The 23,948-nt window shown below is 70.4% G+C and carries 17 protein-coding genes; 6 read left to right on the plus strand and 11 right to left on the minus strand.

Features of this window, described 5'->3' with window-relative positions; genetic code table 11:
- Positions 1-2: 2 nt before the first annotated feature.
- From SSP08S_RS29530 to SSP08S_RS29555, 6 genes are read right to left on the minus strand one after another with little or no spacing between them, the layout of a single operon-like run.
- A complete protein-coding gene (locus tag SSP08S_RS29530) occupies positions 3-1,364 on the minus strand; it encodes an ABC transporter substrate-binding protein (protein ID WP_019071258.1) in 1,362 nt (453 codons plus the stop codon).
- The gene (locus SSP08S_RS29535) at positions 1,361-2,398 is read right to left on the minus strand and encodes an acetylxylan esterase (RefSeq protein ID WP_019071259.1); all 1,038 of its coding nucleotides are present in this window, start codon (positions 2,396-2,398) and stop codon (positions 1,361-1,363) included. Before SSP08S_RS29535 ends, SSP08S_RS29530 begins: the two co-directional genes overlap by 4 nt.
- Complete coding sequence (locus SSP08S_RS29540; RefSeq protein ID WP_019071260.1) at positions 2,392-4,809, minus strand: glycoside hydrolase family 95 protein; 2,418 nt, start codon at positions 4,807-4,809, stop codon at positions 2,392-2,394. The genes SSP08S_RS29535 and SSP08S_RS29540 overlap by 7 nt, the downstream gene beginning before the upstream one ends.
- Before the next feature lie 32 nt (positions 4,810-4,841).
- Positions 4,842-5,780 (minus strand): carbohydrate ABC transporter permease, encoded by a 939-nt coding sequence (locus SSP08S_RS29545; RefSeq protein WP_019071261.1) that lies wholly within the window; start codon positions 5,778-5,780, stop codon positions 4,842-4,844.
- Positions 5,781-5,791: 11 nt separating this feature from the next.
- Entirely contained in the window at positions 5,792-6,817 is a 1,026-nt protein-coding gene (locus SSP08S_RS29550; protein WP_019071262.1) for a carbohydrate ABC transporter permease, read from the minus strand.
- Between the two features lie 56 nt (positions 6,818-6,873).
- The gene (locus tag SSP08S_RS29555; RefSeq protein ID WP_043259771.1) at positions 6,874-8,943 is read right to left on the minus strand and encodes a fibronectin type III domain-containing protein; all 2,070 of its coding nucleotides are present in this window, start codon (positions 8,941-8,943) and stop codon (positions 6,874-6,876) included.
- Positions 8,944-9,312: 369 nt separating this feature from the next.
- Here SSP08S_RS29555 and SSP08S_RS29560 point away from each other — a divergent pair, with 369 nt between their 5' ends.
- The 5 genes from SSP08S_RS29560 (at position 9,313) to SSP08S_RS29580 (ending at position 15,408) form a co-directional block, all read left to right on the plus strand.
- Positions 9,313-10,467: an ROK family transcriptional regulator gene (locus SSP08S_RS29560; RefSeq protein ID WP_019071264.1), complete on the plus strand. Its 1,155-nt coding sequence runs from the start codon at positions 9,313-9,315 to the stop codon at positions 10,465-10,467.
- 134 nt (positions 10,468-10,601) lie between these two features.
- A complete protein-coding gene (locus tag SSP08S_RS29565) occupies positions 10,602-12,404 on the plus strand; it encodes a gamma-glutamyltransferase family protein (protein WP_019071265.1) in 1,803 nt (600 codons plus the stop codon).
- 121 nt (positions 12,405-12,525) lie between these two features.
- A complete protein-coding gene (locus SSP08S_RS29570; protein ID WP_019071266.1) occupies positions 12,526-13,368 on the plus strand; it encodes an inositol monophosphatase family protein in 843 nt (280 codons plus the stop codon).
- Between the two features lie 112 nt (positions 13,369-13,480).
- The gene (locus SSP08S_RS29575; protein WP_019071267.1) at positions 13,481-14,890 is read left to right on the plus strand and encodes a phytoene desaturase family protein; all 1,410 of its coding nucleotides are present in this window, start codon (positions 13,481-13,483) and stop codon (positions 14,888-14,890) included.
- Positions 14,887-15,408: an O-acetyl-ADP-ribose deacetylase gene (locus SSP08S_RS29580; RefSeq protein WP_019071268.1), complete on the plus strand. Its 522-nt coding sequence runs from the start codon at positions 14,887-14,889 to the stop codon at positions 15,406-15,408. Before SSP08S_RS29575 ends, SSP08S_RS29580 begins: the two co-directional genes overlap by 4 nt.
- Positions 15,409-15,431: 23 nt before the next feature.
- Here SSP08S_RS29580 and SSP08S_RS29585 read toward each other — a convergent pair whose 3' ends face one another.
- The 5 genes from SSP08S_RS29585 to SSP08S_RS29605 all read right to left on the minus strand — a co-directional run bounded on the left by SSP08S_RS29585 (position 15,432) and on the right by SSP08S_RS29605 (position 22,615).
- Positions 15,432-16,466, minus strand: coding sequence for an FAD-binding oxidoreductase (locus SSP08S_RS29585; protein WP_019071269.1), 1,035 nt, complete (start codon positions 16,464-16,466; stop codon positions 15,432-15,434).
- The gene (locus SSP08S_RS29590; protein WP_019071270.1) at positions 16,463-17,716 is read right to left on the minus strand and encodes an aromatic ring-hydroxylating oxygenase subunit alpha; all 1,254 of its coding nucleotides are present in this window, start codon (positions 17,714-17,716) and stop codon (positions 16,463-16,465) included. The genes SSP08S_RS29585 and SSP08S_RS29590 overlap by 4 nt, the downstream gene beginning before the upstream one ends.
- Before the next feature lie 52 nt (positions 17,717-17,768).
- Positions 17,769-19,823, minus strand: coding sequence for an NADH:flavin oxidoreductase (locus tag SSP08S_RS29595; RefSeq protein ID WP_019071271.1), 2,055 nt, complete (start codon positions 19,821-19,823; stop codon positions 17,769-17,771).
- 131 nt (positions 19,824-19,954) lie between these two features.
- The gene (locus SSP08S_RS29600) at positions 19,955-20,740 is read right to left on the minus strand and encodes an IclR family transcriptional regulator (RefSeq protein WP_051106004.1); all 786 of its coding nucleotides are present in this window, start codon (positions 20,738-20,740) and stop codon (positions 19,955-19,957) included.
- Positions 20,741-20,860: 120 nt separating this feature from the next.
- On the minus strand, positions 20,861-22,615 hold the full coding sequence (locus SSP08S_RS29605) for a serine/threonine-protein kinase (RefSeq protein WP_019071273.1): 1,755 nt from the start codon (positions 22,613-22,615) through the stop codon (positions 20,861-20,863).
- A gap of 140 nt (positions 22,616-22,755) precedes the next feature.
- On the opposite strand from SSP08S_RS29605, the gene SSP08S_RS29610 reads away from it, so the two are divergent.
- The gene (locus SSP08S_RS29610) at positions 22,756-23,901 is read left to right on the plus strand and encodes an FHA domain-containing protein (protein ID WP_019071274.1); all 1,146 of its coding nucleotides are present in this window, start codon (positions 22,756-22,758) and stop codon (positions 23,899-23,901) included.
- The last annotated feature ends 47 nt before the right edge of the window (positions 23,902-23,948 follow it).

The raw sequence follows: 23,948 nt of genomic DNA on the forward strand, positions 1-23,948 counted from the left end.
GGTCACTTCTTGGCGAGCAGCTGCTTGCTCTGGTTCTGCATGTCCGTGAAGACGGAGTCGCTCTTCTGACCGGCGAAGTAGGCCTGGAACAGGGGCTGGAACGCGTCCTGGAGCGCCGCGCCGTTGCCGTAGACCGGGGACGGGTAGAGCACCTTGTCCTTGATCATGTCCGTGAAGACGGACAGGTCGACGCCCGTCTTGGCCAGCGCCGCGGCCGAGGCGTCCATGGAGGCCGGGATCGACGGGAAGAAGGTGCCCGTCAGGGAGGCCTTGGACTGGCAGGCCTCACTGCCCATGTACGAGACCCACTTCCAGGCCAGGTCGGGGTTCTTGGTGCCGGCCCAGATGTTGTTGCCGTTGGAGTTGCTCAGCACGGACCTGGTCTTGCCGTCGGGGCCGTAGGGAGTGGGGGCGATCCCGACCTTGACGCCGGGGATCTTCACGAAGGTCGAGGCCTCCCACGAACCACCGGTCTCCATCGCGACCTTGCCGGAGGACAGCAGGTCGACGTCGCTGACGCTGTCGTTGAACTGCCCGATCTTCGGCGCGTAGCCCTTGTCGGTCAGGGAGCGGATCCAGTCCATGGTCTTCACGAACCGCGGGTCGGCGTAGTTGAACACCGTCGGCCAGGTGGTCTTGTCGCCCAGCCGCCAGCCCGTGGTGCTGACCAGCGGGTTCCAGGTGAACTGGCCGATGAAGTCCTTCGACGCGATCTCCCCGTAGCCGTACGTCTTGATGTGCGACTTGTCGAAGCCCTTCGCATCGCCGCGCCGGCCCTTGGTGTCGATCGTCAGGTGGGCGATCATCTTGCCCAGCGTGCCGCCGTTGTCGGGGTTCCAGTTCAGCGACTTGACGTCCTGGTCGGTGTACCCGGCCTTCTTGATGGCGTCCTCGTTGAAGTAGACGCCGGACGCCGCCCAGTCCAGGGGCAGGGCGTACTGCTTGCCGTCGGTGAACTTCCAGGCGTCCACGCCGACCGAGAACCGGGACAGGTCGAAGTTGTCCTTCTTGATGTAGTCGTCCATCGCCAGCAGTTGGTGCTGGGAGGCGTACGCCTGGAAGAACTGGACGCTGTTCTGGAAGGCGTCGGGCGCGTTGCCGGCCACGAATCCGGCGGTCAGCTTGGTGAAGTAGTCGTTCACGTTGTACTGCGTGATCTTCACCTTGGTGCCGGGGTTGGCCTTCTCGAAGTCCGTGGCGCACACCTTGTACGCGGCGGCCTGCTTGTCGTCCCAGGTCCACCAGTTGACGGTCTTCGAACCACCGGCGGAGGAGGAGCCGTTGGAGCACGCGGAGAGCAGCGCGGCCAGCGTGAGCGTGGCGCCCAGCGCGACCGTCTTCCGAACTCCCTTGATTCTTCTCATTGTTCCTTCTCTCGGGATGACGCGGTCGGTGCGGGGGACGGCTGCACCAGCGGATGGGACGACGTCTTGAGGAGGGCGCCGAAGGCGCCCAGTGCGATGGCCAGGTCCTCGGGCCCGCCGGCGTCGTGGCCGTTGAACTCCCAGAGCCGCAGCTCCTTTGGGCCGGCGTAGGCGTGGTAGGCGGCGATCGCGGTGACGGCCGGGCACACCTCGTCGCGCAGCCCGGCGGAGAACCAGGCCGGGGCGTTCGCGCGGCGGGCGAAGGCGAGTCCGTCGAAGTAGCCGAGGGTGTCGAAGGTCTGCTCCACCAGGTCCCGGCGGGCCGCCAGATAGCCGATGATCTCGGCGTAGGGCTCGGCGGAGGTGAGCCGGGTGGCGTGCCGGATGTCGCAGAGGAACGGCGACTGGAAGTGGGCGGCGGCGAGGTCGGGCACCAGTCCGGCGACCGCGAGGGCGATGCCGCCGCCCTGGCTGGGGCCGACCACGGCGACCCGCTCCGGGTCGACGAGATCGGTACGGGCGCGCAGCGCGTCCACGGCCCGGACGGCGTCGGTGAACACCCGCCGGTAGACGTAGGTTTCCTTGTCCTCGATGCCCCGGGTGAGGAATCCGGGATGCGCCGGGCCGCTGCCGACCGGGTCGGGGGTCGCGCCCCCGCCCGCCCACGCGCCGCCCTGACCGCGCGCGTCCACCAGCAGATGCGCGTACTCGGCGGACGCCCACAGCAGGTCGTCGATCGGGGCACCGCGCCCACTGCCGTAGCCATGGAACTGGACCACGGCGGGCAGCGTGCCGCCCCGCTGCCGGGGCATCCGCAGCCAGGCGCGGACGGGGTGCCCGCCGAAGCCGGGCAGTACGGCGTCGAAGACGTCGACCGTCTCCAACCCGGTGGCGACCTCGGTCAGTTGGAGGGTGGCCTCCTGTCCGGCGCGGGTCTCGGCGAGGGTGCCCTTCCAGAAGGTGTCGAAGTCGGCGGGCTCCCGGTAGGCGCTGCGATAGGCGAACAGCTCGGGTACGTCCTGTTCGGTCAGCACGGCACCGGCTCCCCTCGGGGCCGCAGATCGGTGTCCAACTCGACCTGGTGACCGGCCGGAAGCAGCAGCTCGGCCGTCCGGTCGCGATACCGGATCCGTACCGGCTCACCGGCGTCACCCGCGTGCCTGCGCACGGTCGCACCGGTCAACTCGCCCTCGTTCCAGGCGAAGTCGACGGCCAGACCGCCCCGGCAGCGCAGGTCGCGGGCCTCGCCCTCGGCCCACTGCGCGGGCAGCGCGGGCAGCAGATGGAGCGTGCCGGTGTGGCTCTGGACCACCATCTCGGCGAGGCCGGCCATCAGCCCGTAGTTGCCGTCGATCTGGAACGGCGGATGCGTGGAGAACAGGTTGGGCAGCAGCCCGCCCCAACGCGAGCCGTCCACCGGGGCGTTCACTCCGGAGTCGCCGTCAAGTGGCCGTACGGCTTCGAGGAACAGCGAGCGCGCGGTGGGGGCATCGCGCAGCCACGCCCGCAGAGCGATCTTCCAGGACCAGGACCAGCCCATCGCCCCGGGCCCGCGCCGGTCCATCGACTTCCTTGCGGCGTCGGCCAGTTCGGGGGTCGAGTCGGGATCGATCAGACCCAGCGGGTGTACGGCGATCAGGTGCGAGAGATGACGGTGGTGCGGGTCGGCCTCGGTGAGGTCCTCGGCCCACTCCTGGAGCCGGCCCTCCGGCGAGACGGGCAGTGGGCGCAGCCGGGGCAACGCCGCGCGTATCTCGCCGGTCAGTGGGGTGTCCAGATCGAGCAACTCGGCTGCCAGCAGGGCCCGTTGGAAGGTGGCCCGGATCAGCGCCAGGTCCATGGCGGCGGAGCGGGTCAGGGACCTTGGGACGCCGTCGGCCAGGAACAGGTTCTCCGGGGAGGTCGACGGCAGGGTGTCGAGGTAACCCGTGCCGTCGTCGACCAGCCAGTCGATAAGGAACTCGGCGCAGCCACTGAGCAACGGCCAGGCACGCTCCCGCAGAAAGACGAGGTTGCGGGTGAACTCGTAGTGGTCCCACAGGTGTTGGGACAGCCACGCGCCGCCCATCATCCACAGCGCCCACGAGGTGTTGCCGTGCCCCATGCCGACCGGCAGCGCCCATCCCCACGGATCGGTGTTGTGGTGGGCCACCCAGCCGCGCGCACCGTACAACTCCCGTGCCACACGCGTGCCTTGGACGGCCATGCGGTCCAGCAGGTCGAAGAGGGGCGCGTGACAGGCGCTGAGCCCGACCGTCTCCGCGCCCCAGTAGTTCATCTGGGTGTTGATGTTGATCGTGTAGTTGGACGACCAGGCGGGGCGCAGCTCGGCGTTCCAGATGCCCTGGAGGTTGGCCGGGGGGCCGGTGTGCGGGCGGGAGGCGGTGGCCAGGAGATGGCGGCCGAGCTGGAACAGCACGGTGGCGGTGAGGAGTTCGTCGTCGCCGCCGAGGATGTCGCGGGCGACGTCGTAGGTGCCGGAGCGGCGCGGCCCGACACGCAGGGACGTGCCGCCCAACAGAGCCCGTACGTCTGCCTCGTGGTCCTTGAGGAGACGGTCGGCGCCCTGTGCGAGGGCCCGCGCCGCGAGTTCGGCGGCCTCGGCCGGATGGGCGGAGCGGTCCACGGCCGGGGCCCCGCTCCAGTCGCGGTGGGCCGCGGTGGAGCTGGCGAGGGTGAGCAGGACGTGCGAGGCGCCGGTGACGCGCAGGCCTCCCTCGTCGTCCACGGTCGTCGTGCCGTCGGTGCCCACGGCGAGCGCGAGGGCGCCGAAGGGGTCGTAGCCGTCGACGGGACCGTCCGCGTAACGCAGCGGTTCCGCGACCTCGGGTTCGTGCTCGGGGGCGCCGTCCACCGGTATCTCGATGCCCAGCGTGATGCCGTCGGGCGCGGCCGAGCGGAGCAACTCCCGCAGCGGGGTGGACAGTTCGACGGCCAGGTCGACCGTGCCGGCGTCCGCGTCCAGCGTCACGCACAGCGCACCGGTGACGGCGTCGGCCCAGACCCGGCGCCGTACCGTCGTCCCGTCGAGGTCGAAGCCGTCCTCGGCGACCGCGGTGTCGAGGTCGAGCGTCCGGCCGAGGTACTGGGCGCGCTCGCCGCCCGGCACGGTCAAGTGCAGGTCGGCGTACGGCAGATACTCCTGGGTGTAGGACCCCTCGAAGGTCATCAGGAGGGACTCGGCGCGGTCCTGGTCGCCGGCGCGCAGCGCGGCGCGGACCTCTTCGAGCCGCTCCGGTCCTGCCCCTTGCGCGCGGAGTGCGGCGAGAGCGGTGGCCGGTCCGCCGGGGGTGCCGGACCAGACGGTGGAGTCGTTGATCTGGATACGGGTCCGGCCGGTGCCGCCGAAGACCATCGCGCCGATCCTGCCGTTGCCGACCGGGGCGGCCTCCGTCCAGGTGGCGGCGGGCGCGGGCCAGCTCAGCACCAGGTCGCTGGAGTGCATGGCTGTGTCGTCCAATCGCGGGGTACGGCCGGTCACTTGAGGCCGGAGAAGCCGATGGAGTTGACGATGCGCTTGCCGAAGGCGACGAACAGCAGCAGCATCGGCAGGGCCGCGACCAGGGCGGCGGCCATCAACCCGGCCCAGTCGGGGGCGGCTTGGGGCGAGGACTGCTTGAAGACGCCGAGCGCGAGGGTCAGCGGCTCCACGTCCTGGCTGTTGGTGATCAGCAGCGGCCAGAAGTAGTCGTTCCAGGCGTTGACGAACATCAGCAGCGACACGGTCGCGATCGGAGCCGACGACATCGGCAGCACGATCCGGAAGAAGATCCGCAGCGGGCCCGCCCCGTCGAGGATCGCGGCCTCCTCGACCTCGTTGCTCAGCCCCAGCATGAACTGCCGCAGGAAGAACAGCGTGAACGCCTGGAAGAGCGCCCCGGGCAGGATCAGTCCGGCGAACGTGTTGGTCAGGCCGAGGTCTTTGACGAACACGAAGTTGGGCAGCAGCGTGAAGACGCTGGGCACCATCAACGCGGTGATGAGAATGTTGAAGACCAGGTTGCGGCCACGCCAGTGCAGCCGGGAGAACGCGTAGGCGCCGGCCGAGGCGAACAGGACGATCAGCACGGTCTGCACGGACGCGTAGATCAGCGAATTGCGCAGGTACAGCGCGATGTTGATGGCCGCGCCCGAGCCGCCCTGGGCCTGTGCGTCGGCGGTTGAGGCGATACCGAGGACGCGTTCGAAGGCACCCCAGGTGAAGCCCACCGGCAGCGGTGAGGACGGGTGCGTCGACAGCTTGTAGTTGTTGGACAGCGCGGTGCGCAGGATCCAGTAGAACGGGAAGAGGGTGATCAGGACGACGATGCCCAGATAGGTCCAGGCGACGATCCTGCCGGGGGAGAGGCTTCTGCGGTTCTTCCGCGGCCGGGGCCGCGCGGTGGCCGCCCGGCCGGGGGCGAGGGTGACTGCCATGACGGGCTCCTTCAGCTGAGGTCGGATTCATTGGCGCGGGCGAGCCGCAGCTGGGTGAAGGTGACCGTGATGAGCAGGGCGAACAGGGCCAGCGAGAGGGTGGCGGCGTAGCCGAAGTCGAACTGCCTGAACGCCTTGCTGTAGATGTACATCTGCAGCACGTTCGAGGCGTTCGCCGGGCCGCCCTGGGTGGTGACCTGCACGATGTCGAACACCTGGAAGGAGTTGATCACCGTCAGGACGACCACCATGACCAGGATCGGCCGCAGCAGCGGCACTGTGAGGCGCCGGAACATCTGCACTTCGCCGGCGCCGTCCACCCGGCCGGCCTCGTAGATGGTGGAGGGGATGGTCTGCAGTCCGGCGAAGATCAGCAGGGAGTAGTAGCCCATCCACTTCCAGATGCTGATCGCGGCGAGGGACGGGATGGCCCAGGCGCTGCTGCCGAAGAAGAGGATGGAGTGGCCCGTCAGATGCTGCAGGACGAGGCTGACGACACCGAGGGAAGGGTCGAGCATCCACTGCCAGACCAGCGCGGCGATGACGTTGGAGATCAGGAACGGCAGCAGGATCACTCCGCGCAGCGCCGACGACTTGGTCACCCGGTGCAGCACCACGGCCGTCACCAGGGAGGCCAATGTGCCGAAGACGACGGCCAGGATCACGAAGTAGACGGTGACGAGCAGGGAGTGCCAGAAGACGTCGTCGCCGAACATCTGGTGGAAGTTGGCCAGTCCCACCCAGTGCGGCGGGGTGAGGACATGGAAGTCGGTGAAGCTGAGGTAGATGCCTCGGAGGGTCGGATAGGCGTAGAAGACCGCGAATCCGACTACGGAGGGAATGATCAGCAGGAGTGCGACCGGCAGGTCGCGGCGGCGGGCCGCCGCGGACCTGGTCGGCGCGTATCGGCTCGCTCTGCGGGCCGAACGGGTCTTGCGGATGCGGGGGGTTGAGCCGGGGGCGGTGGCCGTGGTGGTCACCGCGGCGGACGGCGGTGGGGTCGGCGTCTTGGGCTCGCCCTGTGATGTGACCACCACGGAACTCTCCTCGGATGTCGGTCGGTTGGAGGTTGGTCGGGTCGGACGGACGACCGTCAGAGGGTGATGCGGTCCACGTCGGAGGCGTAGTCCGAGGCGTTGCCGAAGGTGATCGTGTTGTCGCCGGCCTTCAGCTGGACGGGCACCGTGATCGAGCTCGGCTGCCCCCAGTTGTTGTCGTTGCTGCCGGGCAGGAACTGCTGGAAGGAGGTGTCACCCGTGCCGATGATCATCGTGCGGCCGGTGGAGCCGTCGGTGTAGTCGAGCTTCATCAGGTAGGTGCCGTCGCGGGGCGCGGTGACGTGGTTGACCGCCAGGGTTCCGGTGCCGCCGAGGTTGCCGACCTTCTTGCCGCCCGAGCACGCGGAGCAGTCGCCCACGGAGGCGTTGCCGGTGAGGGTGTTCCCGGAGGCCTCGGCCTCGTAGGACACCGGTCCGCCGGCCGCCGGGGTGGTGACGTCAACTGCCTTGCTGGGGGCGGACGTTCGGGCCTTGGCGTCATGCGCGACCACGGTGAGGGAGTAGGCGGTACCGGCCTGCAGACCGCTCACGGTGGCGGAGGTGCCGGTGACGGTGGCCTTCTTGGTGCCGTTGGCGTACACGTCGTAACCGGTGGTCTTCGTACCGGAGTTCACCGCGCTCCAGGCGAGCGAGACGCTGCCGGCCGTCGACGCGGTGCCGTGCACGTTCAGCGGTACACCCGGGTGGCTGCCGGTCGCGGCGGGCGTGATGCGCAGCAGACGCGAGCCGTGCGGGGCCAGGTTGTCGGTGAACCTGCCGCTCACCGAGCCGAGGTTCTTGTGGCTCCACAGGTCACGGACCTTGGCCTTGCCGCTGATGCCGAGGTCGCTGAAGTCCGCGGTCACGTCCGAGTAGCCCTTGCCCAGGTTGAACAGGGCCACGGTGTAACTGCCGTCCGAGTTGCGGGCGTACCAGGTCTGCTGGGGCGTCTTCTGGCTGACCGGCCTGGCCGGGTTGCCCGCCTGGTCGACCGCGATGACCTCGTCGTTGGTGAGCAGCTTCAGGCCGTACTTGTCGAGCTTGGTGAGGTCGTCACCGATGTACAGCGGCGCGGCCTCGATGGCCCACAGCGTCATGTAGCTCTGCCGCTCGGTCTGGTTGACGCCGTCCATGACGTCCGAGCCCACGTCGAGCGAGTCGAGGTTGTTCCAGTGGCCGGGCCCTGCGTCGTCGATCCACGGCACGACGTCGTTCCAGCGCGCCTTCACGGAGTTGTTCCACGTCACCAGGGTGTCGCAGTAGCACTCGACGTCCGTGTCGATGCGCCAGCCGTTGGAGTTGGCCTTCCAGACGTCGGCCTGGTTGTGGCTGAGCGACCAGGACAGGGTGAACTCGATGGGCCGCCCGGTGTTCTTCAGGGCGGTGTGCCAGGCCTGGATGTCGGGGACGTTGTTGTGCGCCGCGTCGCCCTGGTTGGAACCGGGGCCCACGCCGTCGATCTTGAGGAAGTCGACGCCGAAGGAGGCCAGTTGGTCGGCCTCGGACTGGATGTACTTGGTGGTGCAGGGGCTGGAGAAGTTCAGCTGGTAGGAGACGTCGTCCCAGCCGCTGGTCTTGCGCAGGTCCGGGTAGACGATGTCCTTGGTGGTGCAGCCCGGCGCGTTGTAGATCGGCGTCCTGCCGTCGTTGTACGCCTGCTGGTAGAGGCCGACGGCCAGATAGAGGCCGAACTTCAGTCCCTTGCGGTGGAGTTGGTCCGCGAGGTACTTCATCCCGTGCGGGAACTTCGTCAGGTTCGGGGTCGGCCGGGCATAGGCGTCGCCCTTGGCGTCGTTCCAACCGGCGTCCACGTTCACGTAGTTGTAGCCGTGCGACTTCAACTTCGAGGACAGCACGTCCGCCTGCTGCAGGACGTGCGCCTCGGTGAGCCAGTCCCCGCCGTAGCCGGGGAAGTTGGTCGACTCGACGCTCCAAGTGCTGTAGCCCATGTAGGGCTTGGCGGCCACGAGAGGCGTGGTCGTGGCGGTCGTGGTACCGGATGCCTGGGCCCCCGAGGCGTCCGCGGCGGTCGCGGCCCGTGCGGAGGCGGGCACGACGAGCGCCGCCGTCAGCGCGGTGAGGCAGGTGAGAGTTCTCAGACGTGTGGGTCGAGCTGGACGAGGCATGTGTTCACTCCGTCAGGGCGCGGCTGCAGGCGGGGTTCCCGCCTGAGGTGTCGAGGTGCGGGGAGCCTCTCGGTGGTGGTCGTCCCGGGACATCACCGAGGGGGTTCGCTGGGACCAACGGGCGAGTGGGTGGGGGCCACACACTCCTCACCGGCGCAGGACCGTCCCGTCCGCCCCGACGAGGAGTGCGGCGAATCTAGGCTTAGTTTCCTTCCAGCGTCAACATAGTCGACCGGCGGAAAACTCCGACCTTTGTGTGGCCAGGTGGGGGGTTTCGGCCACCTGCTGCCGAATGACCTGCGGTTTCAGGCCCATAGGGCCGATGAATATCCCTTGTCTTACTTTCCAAAGGAAAGGTAACGTCGCCCCATGACCCTCGCCGACCAGCCGCCCGCGGCCGCACTCGTCCTGCAGACCCTGCTCCAGCACGGTCCGCTGAGTCGCGCCGAGATCGGCCGGCGGACCGGACTGACCGCGGGAGCCGTCACCAAGGTGGCCACCTCGCTGATGGCCGACGGCTGGATCACCGAGGGCGGTCGGCCCGCCACCGAGCGGACGAACGGCCGCCCGGCGACCCCGGTCGAAGTACGGCCCGAACGCGCCCTGTTCGCCGGTGTGAAGGTCACCGGTGAGGAACTCATCGGCGTGCTGGCCGATCTGACGGCCCGTCCACTGGCCTCCCGGCGTGTCCGCCTCGACTCGCGCGACGTGGGCACCGTGGTGCTGGCCATCGCCCGGCTCGTGGACGAACTGCGTGCGGCCGCGCACCTGGAGGGCACCGCCGACCTCCACGGCGTCGGCGTCACCATCTCCGGCGACGTGGACAGCCAGTTGGGCACGGTCCAGTACTCGCCCTTCCTCAACTGGCGCCGGGTGCCGCTCGCCCAGCTCGTCGAGACGGCCACCGGGACACCCACGGTCATCGAGAACGACGTACGCGCCCTGACCGTGGCCGAGCAGTGGTTCGGGGCCGGCGTCGGACTGTCGATCTTCGCCCTGGTCACCGTCGGCGCAGGCATCGGCGCCGGACTCTGTGTCGCCGGCCGGGTCGTCTCCGGAGCGCACGGCGTCGCGGGCGAGGTGGGGCACCTCCCGGTGAGCGGCACCGACCGGGTCTGCACCTGCGGCAACACCGGGTGCGTGGAAGCGGTGGCCTCCACCCACGCGATCGTCGAACAGGCCCGACAGGCCACCGGCGACGCGGAGTTGACCATGGACGGCGCGATCCGCCTGGCGCACACCGGCGACCCCGCCGTCCGGGCCGTCTTCGCCCGCGCCGGACACGCCGTGGGCCTCGCCCTGGCCTGCGTCGCCAACCTCATCGGACCGGAGCGCATCATCATCTCCGGCGAGGGCGTCGCCTCCTACGACCTCTTCGCCGACCACATCCGCCAGGCCTTCGTGGACCACGCCTTCGGTGCCGCGGTCGACTGCGATCTGGTGGTCCGCCCCCTGCCGTTCGAGGAGTGGGCGCGCGGCGGGGCGGTGGTCGCGGCACAGCGCGTGTTCGCTCCCGCGAAGTAGGGCGGCAACGGACATGGGTGGGCTCCTGAACACCGGTCGCCCCTGCGGCCCGACGCGCGCCGAAGGGTGCACGCCCCGGTCGATAGTCTGCTGAACGATCAGGGCAACCACGCGCGCGATCACCGAGGTGAGACATGTCCTTCACCACCCGCCCCACCCTCCAGGGCACCTTCGGCATGGTGTCCTCCACCCACTGGCTGGCCTCGCAGTCCGCGATGGCCGTCCTGGAGGACGGCGGCAACGCCTACGACGCCGCCGTCGCCGGGGCCTTCGTCCTGCACGTCGTCGAGCCGCACCTCAACGGCCCGGCCGGCGAGGTGCCCATCCTGCTCGCCCCGGCGGGCCGCGAGGTGCGGGTGCTGTGCGGACAGGGCGTCGCCCCCGCCGGAGCCACGATCGACCACTACAGCGGACTCGGTCTGGATCTCGTACCCGGCACGGGCCCCCTCGCCGCGGCCGTCCCAGGTGCCTTCGACGCCTGGATGCTGCTGCTCCGCGACCACGGCACGAAGTCCCTCGCCGACGTCCTGAAGTACGCCATCGGGTACGCCGAGGACGGGCACGCGTGCGTGGAGAACGTCGGCGCGACCGTCGAGACCGTACGGGAACTCTTCGAGACGGAGTGGACCTCGTCGGCGGACGTGTACCTGCCCGGCGGCAAGGCGCCCCGCCCCGGCGAGCTGTTCCGCAACCCCGCCCTCGCCGCCACCTGGAAGCGCCTGCTCGCTGAGGTCCACGGGGCGGGGGACCGGGAGGCCCAGATCGAGGCGGCGCGGGCGGTGTGGCGGTCCGGGTTCATCGCCGAGGCCCTGGTACGGCAGTCCGGGCGGCCCACCATGGACACCAGCGGCGAGCGCCACACCGGCACCCTCACGGCCGCCGACCTCGCCTCCTGGTCCGCGTCCTACGAGGCACCCGCGACCTACGACTGGAACGGCTGGACACTCTGCAAGGCCGGCCCCTGGAGCCAGGGCCCGGCGTTCCTCCAGCAACTCGCACTCCTCCCGCCCGAGTTGCCCGCCTACGAGACCGCCGACTACGTCCACCTCCTGATCGAGGGCTGCAAGCTCGCGATGGCGGACCGGGAGGCCTGGTACGGGGACGCGGGCGAAGAGGCCGTACCGCTGGGGGAGTTGCTGTCGGCGGACTACAACGCGGCGCGGCGGGAGCTGATCGGCGAGAAGGCGTCGTACGAGCTGCGGCCGGGCAGCCCCGGAGGGCGCGTTCCGCGGCTGAGCGGGCACGCGCGCGTGGTGGCGCCCGCGGAGCCGGGGTTCGACCCGATGGGGGCGGGGGAGCCGACCGTCGCGCGGCTCACGGCCGACGGCGGTACCCGGGGCGACACCTGCCACCTCGACGTCGTCGACCGCTGGGGCAACATGATCGCGGCCACGCCCAGCGGCGGCTGGCTCCAGTCCAACCCGGTGGTGCCCGAGCTTGGCTTCCCCCTCGGCACCCGGCTGCAGATGGCCTGGCTGGAGTCGGGACTGCCCAACTCCCTTGCTCCGGGCCGCCGTCCGCGCACCACGCTCACCCCGTCGATCGCCCTGCGCGACGGAGTCCCGGTGCTGGCCTTCGGCACACCCGGCGGGGACCAGCAGGACCAGTGGCAGCTGCACTTCTTCCTGGCGGTCGCCACGCGCGCGAAGGCACGCGGCGGGCTCGACCTCCAGGGCGCCATCGACGCCCCGAACTGGCACAACGACAGCTTCCCCGGCTCCTTCTACCCGCGCGGCATGCGACCGGGCAGCGTGACCGTCGAGTCCCGGATGGACGCGACGGTGGTCGAGGAACTGCGCCGGCGCGGCCACGACGTGACCGTGGGGGACGCCTGGTCGGAGGGGCGGCTGTGCGCGGTCGCCCGGGACCCGGCGGCCGGGATCCTCTCGGCGGCGGCGAACCCGCGCGGCATGCAGGGGTATGCCGTCGGACGCTGATCCGGAGGGCGACACGGACAGTGAATCGGACGGTGATCGCGAATCCGGGTGTTCATGGTGATTCCACCCGGAGTGCACCGGGCGGGTGTGGATTGTCAGTGGCCCGTGCTCTCATGGAGACATGATCGAAGACACCGAAACCATCGACGAGTTTCTCGTACAGCACACGGCCGACGTCGAGGACGCGATCCGCAAGGCGGCGGCGGCCGAGATCATGCCCCGCTTCCGGCAGCTCGCCGCGCACGAGATAGACCAGAAGAGCGGCCCGCACGACCTGGTCACGGACGCCGACCGCAACGCCGAGCGACACCTCACGCAGGTGCTCGGCGCCCTCCTGCCCGGCTCCGTCGTGGTCGGCGAGGAAGCGGTGCACGCCGACCCGGAGACCTACGAGGCGCTCCAGGGCGACGCCCCGGTCTGGATCGTCGACCCGGTCGACGGGACCCGCCAGTTCGTGCGCGGCGAGACCGGCTTCTGCACGCTGGTCGCACTCGCCCGGCAGGGCGAACTGCTCGCGTCCTGGACCTACGCCCCCGCCCGCGACCAACTGGCCACGGCGGTGAAGGGCGGCGGCGCCTTCCTCGACGGCGTCCGGCTGCGCCCCGGAGCCCCGGACCCCGCCCGGGACCTGGAAGTGGCCACCTCCCACCCGGACTACACGACGGACGCCCAGAAGCGCGCCCTGCTCGGCCTCTGGGCGGACGGGGTGCGCACGCGCCCGTGCGGCTCGGCCGGCCTCGAGTATCTCGCCATCGCCAAGGGCGAGTTGGACGCCACCGCCTTCAGTTGGGAAGCGGCGTGGGATCACGCGGCCGGCCTGCTCCTCGTCGAGGAGGCGGGCGGCGCCCACCTCACGCTCACCGGAGAGCCGTTCCGCATCACGGGCGGCAACGCACTGCCGTTCACGGCGGCCCGGGACGCGGCGACGGCCCGGCGCGTCATGGAACTGCTGCGGGCGTCCTAGGGTCACGGGTTCCGCACACTGGACGGACCGGCCCCGGGGATGTCAGTCCCGCGGCATATCCTGACCCCGAGTGGCCATGGGCTGACGAAGAAGGGGTCCGAAGGTGCCGTCGATGCTCGATGCGGTCGTGGTGGGTGCGGGGCCGAACGGACTGACGGCTGCCGTGGAGCTGGCCCGGCGCGGCTTCTCCGTGGCCGTGTTCGAGGCACGGGACACCGTCGGCGGCGGCGCCCGCACCGAGGAGCTCACCCTCCCCGGCTTCCGGCACGACCCCTGCTCGGCGGCGCACCCGCTGGGCATCAACTCGCCCGCGTTCCGCGCCCTGCCCCTGGAGCGCTACGGCCTGGAGTGGCTGCACGCCGAGCTGCCCATGGCGCACCCGTTCACCGACGGCAGCGCGGCCGTGCTCTCCCGGTCCGTCGCGGAGACGGCCGCCTCCTTCGGGCCGCGCGACGCGGGGACGTACCGCAGGCTGGTCGAGCCCTTCCTCCCCAAGTGGGACACCCTGGTCCGCGACTTCATGTCCCTGCCGTCCACCTCGCTGCCCCGCGACCCGGTCACCCTCGCCCGCTTCGGCCTGGCCGGACTGCCCCCGTCGACCTGGCTGACCAGCCGTTTCCGGGACGAGCGCGCCAAGACCCTGTTCGCCGGACTGGTGGGTCACGTCATGGCCCCGCTCAGCGGCTTCGCCACCGGAGCCATCGGCCTGGTCTTCGCCCTCGCGGCACACGCGCGCGGCTGGCCGGTGGCCCGCGGCGGCTCCCAGTCCATCTCGGACGCCCTGGCCGCCTACCTGAAGGACCTCGGCGGCGAGATCCACACCGACTACGAGGTCAAGCGCCTCGACGACCTCCCCCCGGCCCGCGCCTACGTCTTCGACACCTCGCCCACCGCCCTGGCGAAGATCGCCGGCTTCGGCAACTACTACGAGAACTTCCGCTACGGCCCCGGAGTCTTCAAGGTCGACTACGCCCTGGACGGCCCGGTCCCCTGGACCGCCAAGGAGGCGCGCACCGCCGGCACCGTACAGATCGGCGCCGACAGCACGGAGATCGGCAACGCCCTGCGCGCCGCCTCCCGCGAGAACCGCGCCCCCGACCGGCCGTTCATGATCACCGTGCAGCCCGGCGTCGTCGACCCCACCCGGGCCCCGGCCGGCAAGCAGGTCTTCTGGGCCTACGGCCATGTCCCCAGCGGCTGGACCGGCGACCTCACGGACGCCCTGGAACGCCAACTGGAGCGCTTCGCTCCGGGTTTCCGCGACCGCGTCCTCGCCCGCGCGACCGCGGGCCCGCCCGAACTCGCCGCCCGCAACGCCAACTACGTGGGCGGCGACATCGGCACCGGCGCGGTCTCCGGCCTCCAGATCCTCCTCCGACCCAAACTCTCCCTCTCTCCCTACGGCACCCCGCACCCGGCCGTCTTCATCTGCTCCTCGGCGACCCCGCCGGGCCCCGGTGTGCACGGCATGTCGGGACACAATGCGGCGAAGGCCGTCTGGCGCAGACTGAGGCAGTCATGACCACCAACAACACCACCATCAAGCTCGTCCAGGGCGACATCACCCGTCAGACCGCCGACGCGATCGTCAACGCGGCCAACTCCTCACTCCTGGGCGGCGGAGGCGTGGACGGCGCGATCCACCGCCGGGGCGGCCCCGCGATCCTGGAGGCCTGCCGAAAACTCCGCGCCTCCCACTACGGCAAGGGCCTGCGCACCGGCCAGGCGGTCGCGACGACAGCGGGCGAACTCGACGCCCAGTGGGTGATCCACACCGTGGGCCCCGTCCACTCCCGCGAGGAGGACCGCTCGGACCAACTCGCCTCCTGCTACCGGGAGTCGCTGCGCGTCGCCGACGAACTCGGCGCCCGCACGGTCGCGTTCCCCGCCGTCTCCGCCGGCATCTACGGCTGGCCGATGGACGACGCGGCACGCATCGCGGTGGAGACCGTACGCGCGGCGGACACGTCGGTCGAGGAGGTCACGTTCGTGCTCTTCGACGAGGCGGCGTACGAGGCGTTCGACCGCCAGGTCAGCTGACCAAGGGGCGTAGTCCCTCTGCCTCACGCGTCGATCACGACGTCCTCCAGCGGCTTCGAGCAGCAGAGCAGGATCTTGTTCTGGGCGATCTCGCGTGGCCGGATGCCCCCGTTGTGCCGCATGTCGACGGAGCCGGAGACCAGGGTCGTCTTGCAGGTGCCGCACATGCCCTGCGCGCACGAGGCCGGCAGGCTGAGGCCGGCTCGGGACGCGGCGGCGAGGAGCGAGGTGTCGGCGTCGCACTCGATGGTGCGTCCGGTGCGGGTGAACTCGACCTTGAAACCGGTGTCCGCGGAGGTGGCGGGGGAGGAGTCGGTCTGCGTGGTCAGTGCCTCGAACGTGAAGCTCTCCTCGTGGTAGTGGTCCATGTCGAGGCCCGCGTCCGACAGCATCCGCCGTACGGCGGCCATGTAGGGGGCGGGGCCGCAGGTGAAGACCTCCCGTTCGAGGAAGTCCGGCGCGATCTGCCGGAGTGTCTCGATCGTGAGCCGGCCGCGGTGTCCGCCCCACGGGGCGTACGGGCGGTCCTCCTCGCAGATGTGGACGATCCGGATGTTGGGCGCGGTCGCGGCGATGAGGTCGAGTTCATGGCGGAAGACGATGTCCGCCGGGGTGCGCGCGCTGTGCGCGAACACCACGTCGGCGGGGTCCGCGAGGTCGTACAGCGTCCTGGTCATCGACATCGACGGCGTCACGCCGACGCCCCCGGACAGGAAGAGGTACTTGGGCGCCGGATGCCGGGCCGTGGAGAAGTCGCCGAGCGGTCCGTGCGCCCGTACGGTGTCGCCCGGCCCGAGGTGGTCGTGCAGCCAGTTCGACACGAGCCCGCCCGGTACGCGCTTCACCGTGATCGAGAGCAGGAAGGGGCGGGTGGGCGGTGAGGAGATGGTGTAGCAGCGCTGCACCGGCCGGCCGTCGATGTCGAGGGTCAGTGTCAGGAACTGGCCCGGGTCGTGCCGGAACAGCCGGGGTTCGGCGTACTCGAACACGAACGTGGAGACGTCGTGCGTGAGCGGGTGCACCTGCCGGCAGACCAGCAGCTCTTCGGTCTCGCTCATGGCCGGCGCTCCAGGTGTGCCTTGAGCCTGGTCACGTACCAGTTGACGAACGCCTCGACCTGCTCCTCCGTCGGACCGTACGGACCCGGCAGATAGGCCGGGCTGCTGATGCCCCGGTGGGCGCGGGCCACCAGCACCGCGTCCTGGTCGTTCGTTGCCTGCCACACCTTGGTGAGGGTGTCGAGGTCGTAGTCGATCCCCTCGACGGCGTCGGCGTGCACGAGCCAGGTGGTGCGGACGAGGGTGCGGTCCGGGCCGAGCGGGATCACGGAGAACGTGATCGCGTGGTCGGCCATGAAGTGGAACCAGGAGTTGGGCTGGATGTGCATGGACAGCCGGCCCAGACGGGCCGTGGGGAAGTCCGCCAGCAGGCGCTTGCACGCGGCCGTGCCGTCGGGGGTGTACGACTCCCCGGCCAGGTCGAGGGGTTCGCGCTGGATGCGGAAACCGGTGGGACGGGTGTCCAGTTCCTCGATCTCGGCGTAGGGCAGGCCCAACGAGTCGTAGGTGGTGCGCGCCTCGGCGTCGGCCACGAGGAAGCGCTCGTAGGCGGGGCGCAGCGCGGGCGGGATGTCCTTCTCCTGGTAGCCGTAGATGGGGAAGTAGCAGGCCTGGAGTTCGGGATGGCCCACGCAGTGGTAGCACTCCCGGTTGTTCTCCATGGTCAGCTTCCAGTTGCCGTGCTCGACCAGGTCGATCTGTGTGGCGACTTTGGCTTTGGCCAGGTTGTGCGGTGCGAGGTACGGCTCGATGCGGGCGGCGACCTCGTCGAAGTCCTCCGGCGGCTCCTGGGCGAGGCAGATGAAGACCAGCCCGGCCACCGTGCGCGCGTGCACGGACCGCAGCCCGAAGCAGGACGGGTCGAAGCCGGGCGCCTGGGACTCGGCGTACAGCAGCTTGCCGTCCACGCCGTAGGTCCAACGGTGGTACCCGCAGACGATGTTGCCCACCGAGCCGCGCTCCTCGTTGAGGATGCGTGCCCCGCGGTGGCGGCAGACGTTGTGGAAGGCCCGGACGTCCTCGTCGTCGTCGCGCACGACGATGACCGAGTACGACCCGAGGTCGACCGTCACATAGTCGCCGGGCTCGGGAAGCTCCGCCTCGGCGGCCACGAACAGCCAACTCCGGGCGAAGACGGCCTCGATGTCGAGGTCGAAGAACTCCTCGCCTACGTAGAACGGTGCTTCGAGGCTCTGGCCCGCGGGACGTCGGGCGACGAGGTCGCCGACGTCGGAGGTCGCTTGCTTCATCTCATCTCTCCGGTACGACTGGGGAGTTGACGTCAGGACGGGGGGGTGACGCTCAGACCGGCAGGCACAGCCGCAGCGCGTCATGGATCGCGGCGTGGATGTTGCGGGAGGCGACTGCGTCGCCGACGCGGAAGAGCTGGTAGCGGCCCGCCTCGTTGCGGACCACGGACTGCCGCTCGTTGCCCAGCAGGGCGCGGTGGTCGACCTCGCCCAAGTTGCTCGATCCGGCGAGGAGTTCGACGTACAGCTCGTCCGCCGGCAGGGTCCCGTGCTCCACGACCACGTGGTCCACGATCCGCTCGGTCTCGGCCTCGGTGTACTCGCTGTAGAGGGTCGCGGCCAGTCGTCCGTCCCCGGTGCGGCGCACGGAGCGCAGCCGCCGGGCGAGCGTGACGGTGACGTCGTGCGCGGTGAACGCCCGTAGGTAGGCGGGGGAGTTCATGCTGCCGACGTCGGGGGCGAGCGCGCGCTCCGGGGTGACGTACTCGATCCGGACGTCGGGCAGGGCGGTGAGGACCTCCGTGGCGTCCATCGCCGGGTAGCCGCCGTGGTCGTCGTAGACCAGGATCTCGCCGCGCGGGCGCCGCAGCGAACCCGTCATCACGTCCCAGGTGTCGGACACCAGGCCCTCGCCGGCGGTGAGGAAGCCGCGGTTGGGCATGCCTCCGGTGGCGACGATCACGAGGTCGGGGTGTTCGGCGAGGACGTCGTCGGCCTCGGCGTACGTGCCCAGGCGCAGGTCGACGCCGAGGATTTTGCACTCGGCGAGGCGCCAGTCGACGATCTGGATCAGGTCGGCCCGGCGCGGGTTCGACGCGGCGAGCCTGATCTGCCCGCCGGGCTGGTCGCTCGCCTCGAACAGGACGACGTCGTGGCCGCGTTCGCCCAGCACACGAGCCGCCTCCAGTCCGGCCGGTCCCGCTCCGACGACAACTGCCTTTCTGCGACGGCCAGTTGTGAGGGGGACGATGTGAGGCAGGTGGAGTTCGCGGCCGACGGCCGGGTTGTGGACGCACTTGGTGTCGCCCGAGTCGTAGATCGCGTCGAGGCAGTAACTCGCCCCGACGCAGGGCCGGATGCGGTCCTCGTGGCCGGCCTTCACCTTGGCGACCAGGTGCGGATCGGCGATCTGGGCTCGGGTCATGCCGACCAGGTCGAGCAGCCCTTCGCGCAGGGCGTGCCGCGCGGTGGCGACGTCGGCGATGCGTGCCGCGTGCATCACGGGGACGGAAAGGCGTCGCTTGATCTCACCGGTGAACTCCAGGTACGGACCGAGCGGGGTGCCGATGGACGGGATGGCCTTCGCCAGGGACGCGTCGCGCTCGATGGAGCCGTGGATGGTGCTGATGAAGTCGATGCCGTCGGTTTCGTATTGCCGGGCGGCGGTGATCGCCTCGTCGAAGGTGAGGCCGCCGGGTTGTGCCTCGTCCAGTGACATCCGGATCCCGACGACGAAGTCCGGGCCGACGGCTTCGCGCACCGCCCGGATCACCCGGCGCGGAAACGCCATGCGGTTCTCGAGGCCGCCGCCCCACTCGTCGTCGCGGTGGTTGGTCGCGGGGGAGAGGAAGCTGTCCAACAGGTGGCCGTACGCCTCGAGTTCGATGCCGTCGAGACCGCCCTCCCGGCAACGGACCGCCGCGGAGGCGTAGTCGGCGACGATCCGGTCCAGGTCCCAGGGCTCGGCGGCCTTCGGGAAGGCGCGGTGCGCGGGTTCGCGCAGCGGTGAGGCGGACACCACCGGGAGCCAGTCGCCGGTGAAGTTGCTGGTACGGCGGCCGAGATGGGTGACCTGGCACATGACGGCGGCCCCGGCCTCGCGCACGTCGTCGGTGAGCCGGCGCAGCCACGGGACGATGTCGTCGCGGTACAGGAGCAGATTGCCGAACGCCGGCGGACTGTCGGGCGAGACGACCGCCGAGCCGCCGATCATCGTGAGACCGACCCCGCCCCGGGCCTTCTCCACGTGGTAGGCCCGATAACGGTCCTTGGGCAGGCCGTCCTCGCCGAACGCCGGTTCGTGGGAGGTGCTGACCACGCGGTTGCGCAGGGTGAGGTGCTTGAGCCGGAAGGGCTGGAGCAGGGGATCCAGGATGGCTGAGGGCACGGCTGCTCCTCGAAGGATGCTGTGGCGCTGTTTCGCGATGCAAAACAGCATCGCCATACGAGACAAATGGTGGAGCTGGGAATCCCCGGCCGTCAATAGCCCGCCGTGTTAACTCGCCGTGCGCGCAGCGCTCATCCGCGTTTCACGTGACCCCGCCGCCAGGAGATCTTCGCGGCGGCCGCCAGCAGTTGTTCCGCGAGACCGGGCACGGTGTCCTCGTCGATGCGGAAGGTCGGTCCCGACAGGGTCACAGCCCCGATGACCTGGCCGTCCAGGGCGCGGATCGGGGCGGCGATGGCCGCCAGTCCGATCTCGTGCTCCTCGCTGGTGGTGGCGTAACCCCGCTCGCGGACCGTCTCCAGCGCCGCCGCGAGGGCCGTCGGGTCGACGATCGTGTGCGGGGTGTACTTCTCCGCCCCCCCCGCGAAGATCTCCGCGACCTGGTCGGGGGTCATGTGCGCCAGGAAGAGCTTGCCGGCCGCGGTGGCGTGCAGCGGGGCGCGCCGGCCGACCCAGTCGACGCTCTTGATCGCCGCCGCGCCGATCGCCTGGTCGATGGTGATCACGTCATGTCCGTCGTGGATCGCCACGTTCACCGTGTCGCCCACGGCCGCGGCCAGTTCCTGGCAGACCGGACGGCTCAGCAGGGACAGGTCGTTCACCTTGCTCGCCCCGGCGGCGAGTTCGACCATCGTGTACCCGATGCGGTACCGCCCGCGCTCGGTGTCCTGCTCGACCAGGCCCCGTGACTCCAGGGTCGCCAGCAGCCGGAACACGGTCGACTTGTGGATGCCCAGTTCCTCGGCGATCTCGGTCACACCACTGGGACCCCGCGTCGCCAGCACCTGGAGGATCGACACCGCCCGGTCGACGGACTGCACCGAGTGATCACGTGGGCGGGTCCCGTTGCTGGTCATGGCGGAAGGGTAACCGAGCGGCGGACACCGGCCGCGAGCTCCGGACGACCGGTTCCGGGCCCCTCGTGCGCGGGTGCCCGACTCGACCGTCAGGCCGTCACCGGACCGTCCACCCGACTGTCAGGCCGTCTTCCAGAGCGTCAGTTCGGCGACGTAGTCGCGGGCCTTGACGCCGGAGGCGTCCGTCTGGACGACGACGTCCTTGATCTTGAGCATCGCGAGGTTCTTCTCGTCGGTGACGGTGCACAGCAGTGTGCCCTTGGTCAGTTCCTTGGCCTGGTCGGCGTCGGCGAGTTGGGAGGGCAGCGCGTTCGCCGCCGCGCCCTCGGCGCACTGCTCCGGTGTGGGGCCCGCGCTCTTGCCCGTGGTCGTCACGAGGTTCAGGGTGTGGGCGGTGCCCCACTCCGCGTACTGCAACTCGGCTCCGGTCGTCGAGCTGGAGGCGTGGGTGTCGATCCGCGGTGCGTCCAGGTCGACGTTCGTGTACGAGCTGCGGCCGGTCGTGAACTGGGCGCGCAGGGTGAGGGGTTTGGCCTCGAAGACCACGGTGTAGCCGTTCGGCGTTGCGGTCGTGCTCGTGCTTGCGCTCGTGCTGGGTGACGAGGCCGTCTTTCCGCCGCTTCCCTGGGCGCCGGTGTCCTTGTCGTTGTCGTCGTCGCGGGTGAGGACCCAGGCCGCGGCGGCCACGACCACGACGGCGAGCGCGGCGGCGCCTACGACCAGCGGGGTCCGCTTGCGGGGCGGTGCCGTCGATGCCGTCGGTACCGAAGCCGAGGGCGCCGGGTCGGACGGGGGCGGCGGCTGCCGCGTCGGCGCGTGCTGCGTCGGCTCGCCGGGCCCCGATCCCGGTACGTGGGTGGGCGTATACCCGTTGGGCGGTAGGGTCGGCGCGCCGGCCGCACCCGCATGCGTGGAGGCACCCGCGAGGCTCACGTCACCGCCCGACACCCCTTCCTCAACCGCGAGTTGCTCCTGCCGGGCGATGTCCTCGGCGACCGCCGCAGGCAACCAGTCGGTGAAGTCCCGCAACGGCCGTCCCGCCAACTCCTGGCACAGCTCGGCCAGTTCGGCCGGGGTCGGCCGGGCGGCCGGGTCGGCGGCCAGTGTGCGTTCCAGGACCGTGCGCAGCGGCTCGGGGTACGAGGTCAGGTCCGGTGGGCGGAACTCGGTGTTGGCGATCTTCGTGGCCAGCGTGATGGCCCCCGAGTCGCCGTACGGATGACGGCCGGTCGCGGCCACGGCGGCGATCAGGCCGAGGGAGAAGACATCGGCGGCCGGGGTCTGCTCCTGGCCGTTCGCGTGCTCCGGCGACATGAACTGCGGGGTGCCGATGAGCCCGCCGCTGCGGGTGAGCTGGGTGGCGTCGGCGGCCCGCGCGATGCCGAAGTCGATGATCCAGGGACCGTCGGAGCCGACGAGGATGTTGCTCGGCTTCATGTCCCGGTGGATGACACCGGCCTTGTGCACGGCCTGTAGCGCCTCCGCCGCGCAGCCGGTCAACTGGAGCACGGCGGGCAGCGGGAGCGTCCCGTACCGGGCGAGGACCCGGTCCAGGGCGAGGCCGGGGACGTAGACGGTGGCGAGCCAGGGCTGTGGCCCGGTGGTGTCGTGGTCGACGACCGGGACGATGTGGTAGCCCTGCACGCGGCGGGCGGCGGCCGCCTCCTGCTCGAAGCGGCGGCGGAACTCCGCGTCCTGGGCGTACTCCCGGCGGATCACCTTCAGGGCGACCGGCTGGTTGCCTCGGGTGCGCGAGAGATAGACGGACCCCATGCCGCCCTCGCCGATCCGGGCGAGCAGCCGGTAACCGGCCACGTCCTGCGGGTCGTCGGGACCCAGCGGTCTCAAGTGGTCGGTGTTTTCAGCGTTGTTCACGATGATCGGCCCCCTCGCCAGGCGAGTGATCGTACCGGCGCAACCCGGTCATCCGGAAGGGTCCGAGGAGATCAAGGAATTACGACGAAATGCGGGGAGAATCAGGGAAGTTGACGGTCCCGTCGGACGGTGAGGCGTGCATGGAACACTATCTGTCCCCTTCGGCGGAGAGCGCCGACTATCTGCTGGAACTCTCCAACGTCGTACGCCAGACCTCCATCGGCCCCCGGGGACCGCGGTCGCTGCGCCGACTCGGGCTCGTCCTGCGGGCGTTGACGGAACTCACCGGGGACCCCGACGTCTCCGTCTATCTGGTCGCCGACACCAGTCTGCTGGGCGGGCACCGGGAGTTCGGTGATCCGGCCGAGGTCCGGCGGCTGCGCCGGTGGGTGGCCGAGGGGCTGGTCGAGGAGGTGGACGACGCCGACGAGCGCGTCCTGGACCTGGCGAGGATGACCGGTACCCGGGTCGTCACCGGGGACCAGTACGTCGACCATCGCGTCGAACACCCGTGGATCCAGGGCAACACCTGGCAGTTCCTCAGACCCGAGCCCCGCCCCGACGGCTCGGTCGCCCTCGTGGCCATGGACATGGGCGTGCGCACGGAGGCCGAGATCTCCTACCGCATGGAGCTCGCGGCCCTCAAGAAACAGGGCCTGCTCGGCCCGTCCCGCACCCCGCTGACCGAGGTCGTCATGCGCAACTGGCGCTGCCCGGAACCCCGTTGCACGCTCTACGACGTCCGCAGGGGCGACCGCGTCCTGCTGCCGCGCATGCGACGCGGGGTCCCCACCTGCGAACTGCACGGCGCCCCGCTGGCCGACGAGGGGCCGAGGCCCGCCGCCGCCCAGCTCAAGGTCGTCATCGACCGTGTCTGCGTGGCCCGTTACACACTCGACGAGGGCCGCGAGGCGCACGTCGGACGGTTGCCGGGACCCGAGGGCATCGCCCTGCACCGTCTGTTGTCGCCGGAGGTCGCCGCGCGGGTCAGCCGCCGCCATGTGGCGCTCTCCGCGCGGGGCGGCACGGTCCTGGTCCGTGATGTCAGCACCTACGGGACGCGGATGCGCGGAGCCGGCCGTAGAGGTGTGCCCGGCCCCTGGGAGACGCTGCCGCCCGGAGTGGACCGGTCCTTCCGACCCGGCGACGAGGTCGAACTCGCCCCCGGTGTCGTCCTGGTCCGCAGCGGCCGGCGTTTCCCCGCCGAACTAGCCGACGCCTGGCGCACGGAGGCTGGCGGGATCGCCGTACCGCCCACTGCGGCGGCACCTACGCGACGGGCCTGAGCGCGAAAGGGAGTTGGCGGTGCGATACCCGACCGCACCGCCAACTC

It is taken from the genome of Streptomyces hokutonensis, from assembly GCF_000376565.1.
Classification (GTDB): Bacteria; Actinomycetota; Actinomycetes; order Streptomycetales; family Streptomycetaceae; genus Streptomyces; species Streptomyces hokutonensis.

Coding starts and splice junctions, on each gene's coding strand:
- SSP08S_RS29600 (WP_051106004.1), bottom strand. CDS start 20,740: ATGACCAGCAACGGGACCCGCCCACGTGATCACTCGGTGCAGTCCGTC.
- SSP08S_RS29555 (WP_043259771.1), bottom strand. CDS start 8,943: ATGCCTCGTCCAGCTCGACCCACACGTCTGAGAACTCTCACCTGCCTC.
- SSP08S_RS29530 (WP_019071258.1), bottom strand. CDS start 1,364: ATGAGAAGAATCAAGGGAGTTCGGAAGACGGTCGCGCTGGGCGCCACG.
- SSP08S_RS29580 (WP_019071268.1), top strand. CDS start 14,887: ATGACCACCAACAACACCACCATCAAGCTCGTCCAGGGCGACATCACC.
- SSP08S_RS29565 (WP_019071265.1), top strand. CDS start 10,602: ATGTCCTTCACCACCCGCCCCACCCTCCAGGGCACCTTCGGCATGGTG.
- SSP08S_RS29570 (WP_019071266.1), top strand. CDS start 12,526: ATGATCGAAGACACCGAAACCATCGACGAGTTTCTCGTACAGCACACG.
- SSP08S_RS29560 (WP_019071264.1), top strand. CDS start 9,313: ATGACCCTCGCCGACCAGCCGCCCGCGGCCGCACTCGTCCTGCAGACC.
- SSP08S_RS29610 (WP_019071274.1), top strand. CDS start 22,756: ATGGAACACTATCTGTCCCCTTCGGCGGAGAGCGCCGACTATCTGCTG.
- SSP08S_RS29575 (WP_019071267.1), top strand. CDS start 13,481: ATGCTCGATGCGGTCGTGGTGGGTGCGGGGCCGAACGGACTGACGGCT.
- SSP08S_RS29590 (WP_019071270.1), bottom strand. CDS start 17,716: ATGAAGCAAGCGACCTCCGACGTCGGCGACCTCGTCGCCCGACGTCCC.
- SSP08S_RS29545 (WP_019071261.1), bottom strand. CDS start 5,780: ATGGCAGTCACCCTCGCCCCCGGCCGGGCGGCCACCGCGCGGCCCCGG.
- SSP08S_RS29585 (WP_019071269.1), bottom strand. CDS start 16,466: ATGAGCGAGACCGAAGAGCTGCTGGTCTGCCGGCAGGTGCACCCGCTC.
- SSP08S_RS29540 (WP_019071260.1), bottom strand. CDS start 4,809: ATGCACTCCAGCGACCTGGTGCTGAGCTGGCCCGCGCCCGCCGCCACC.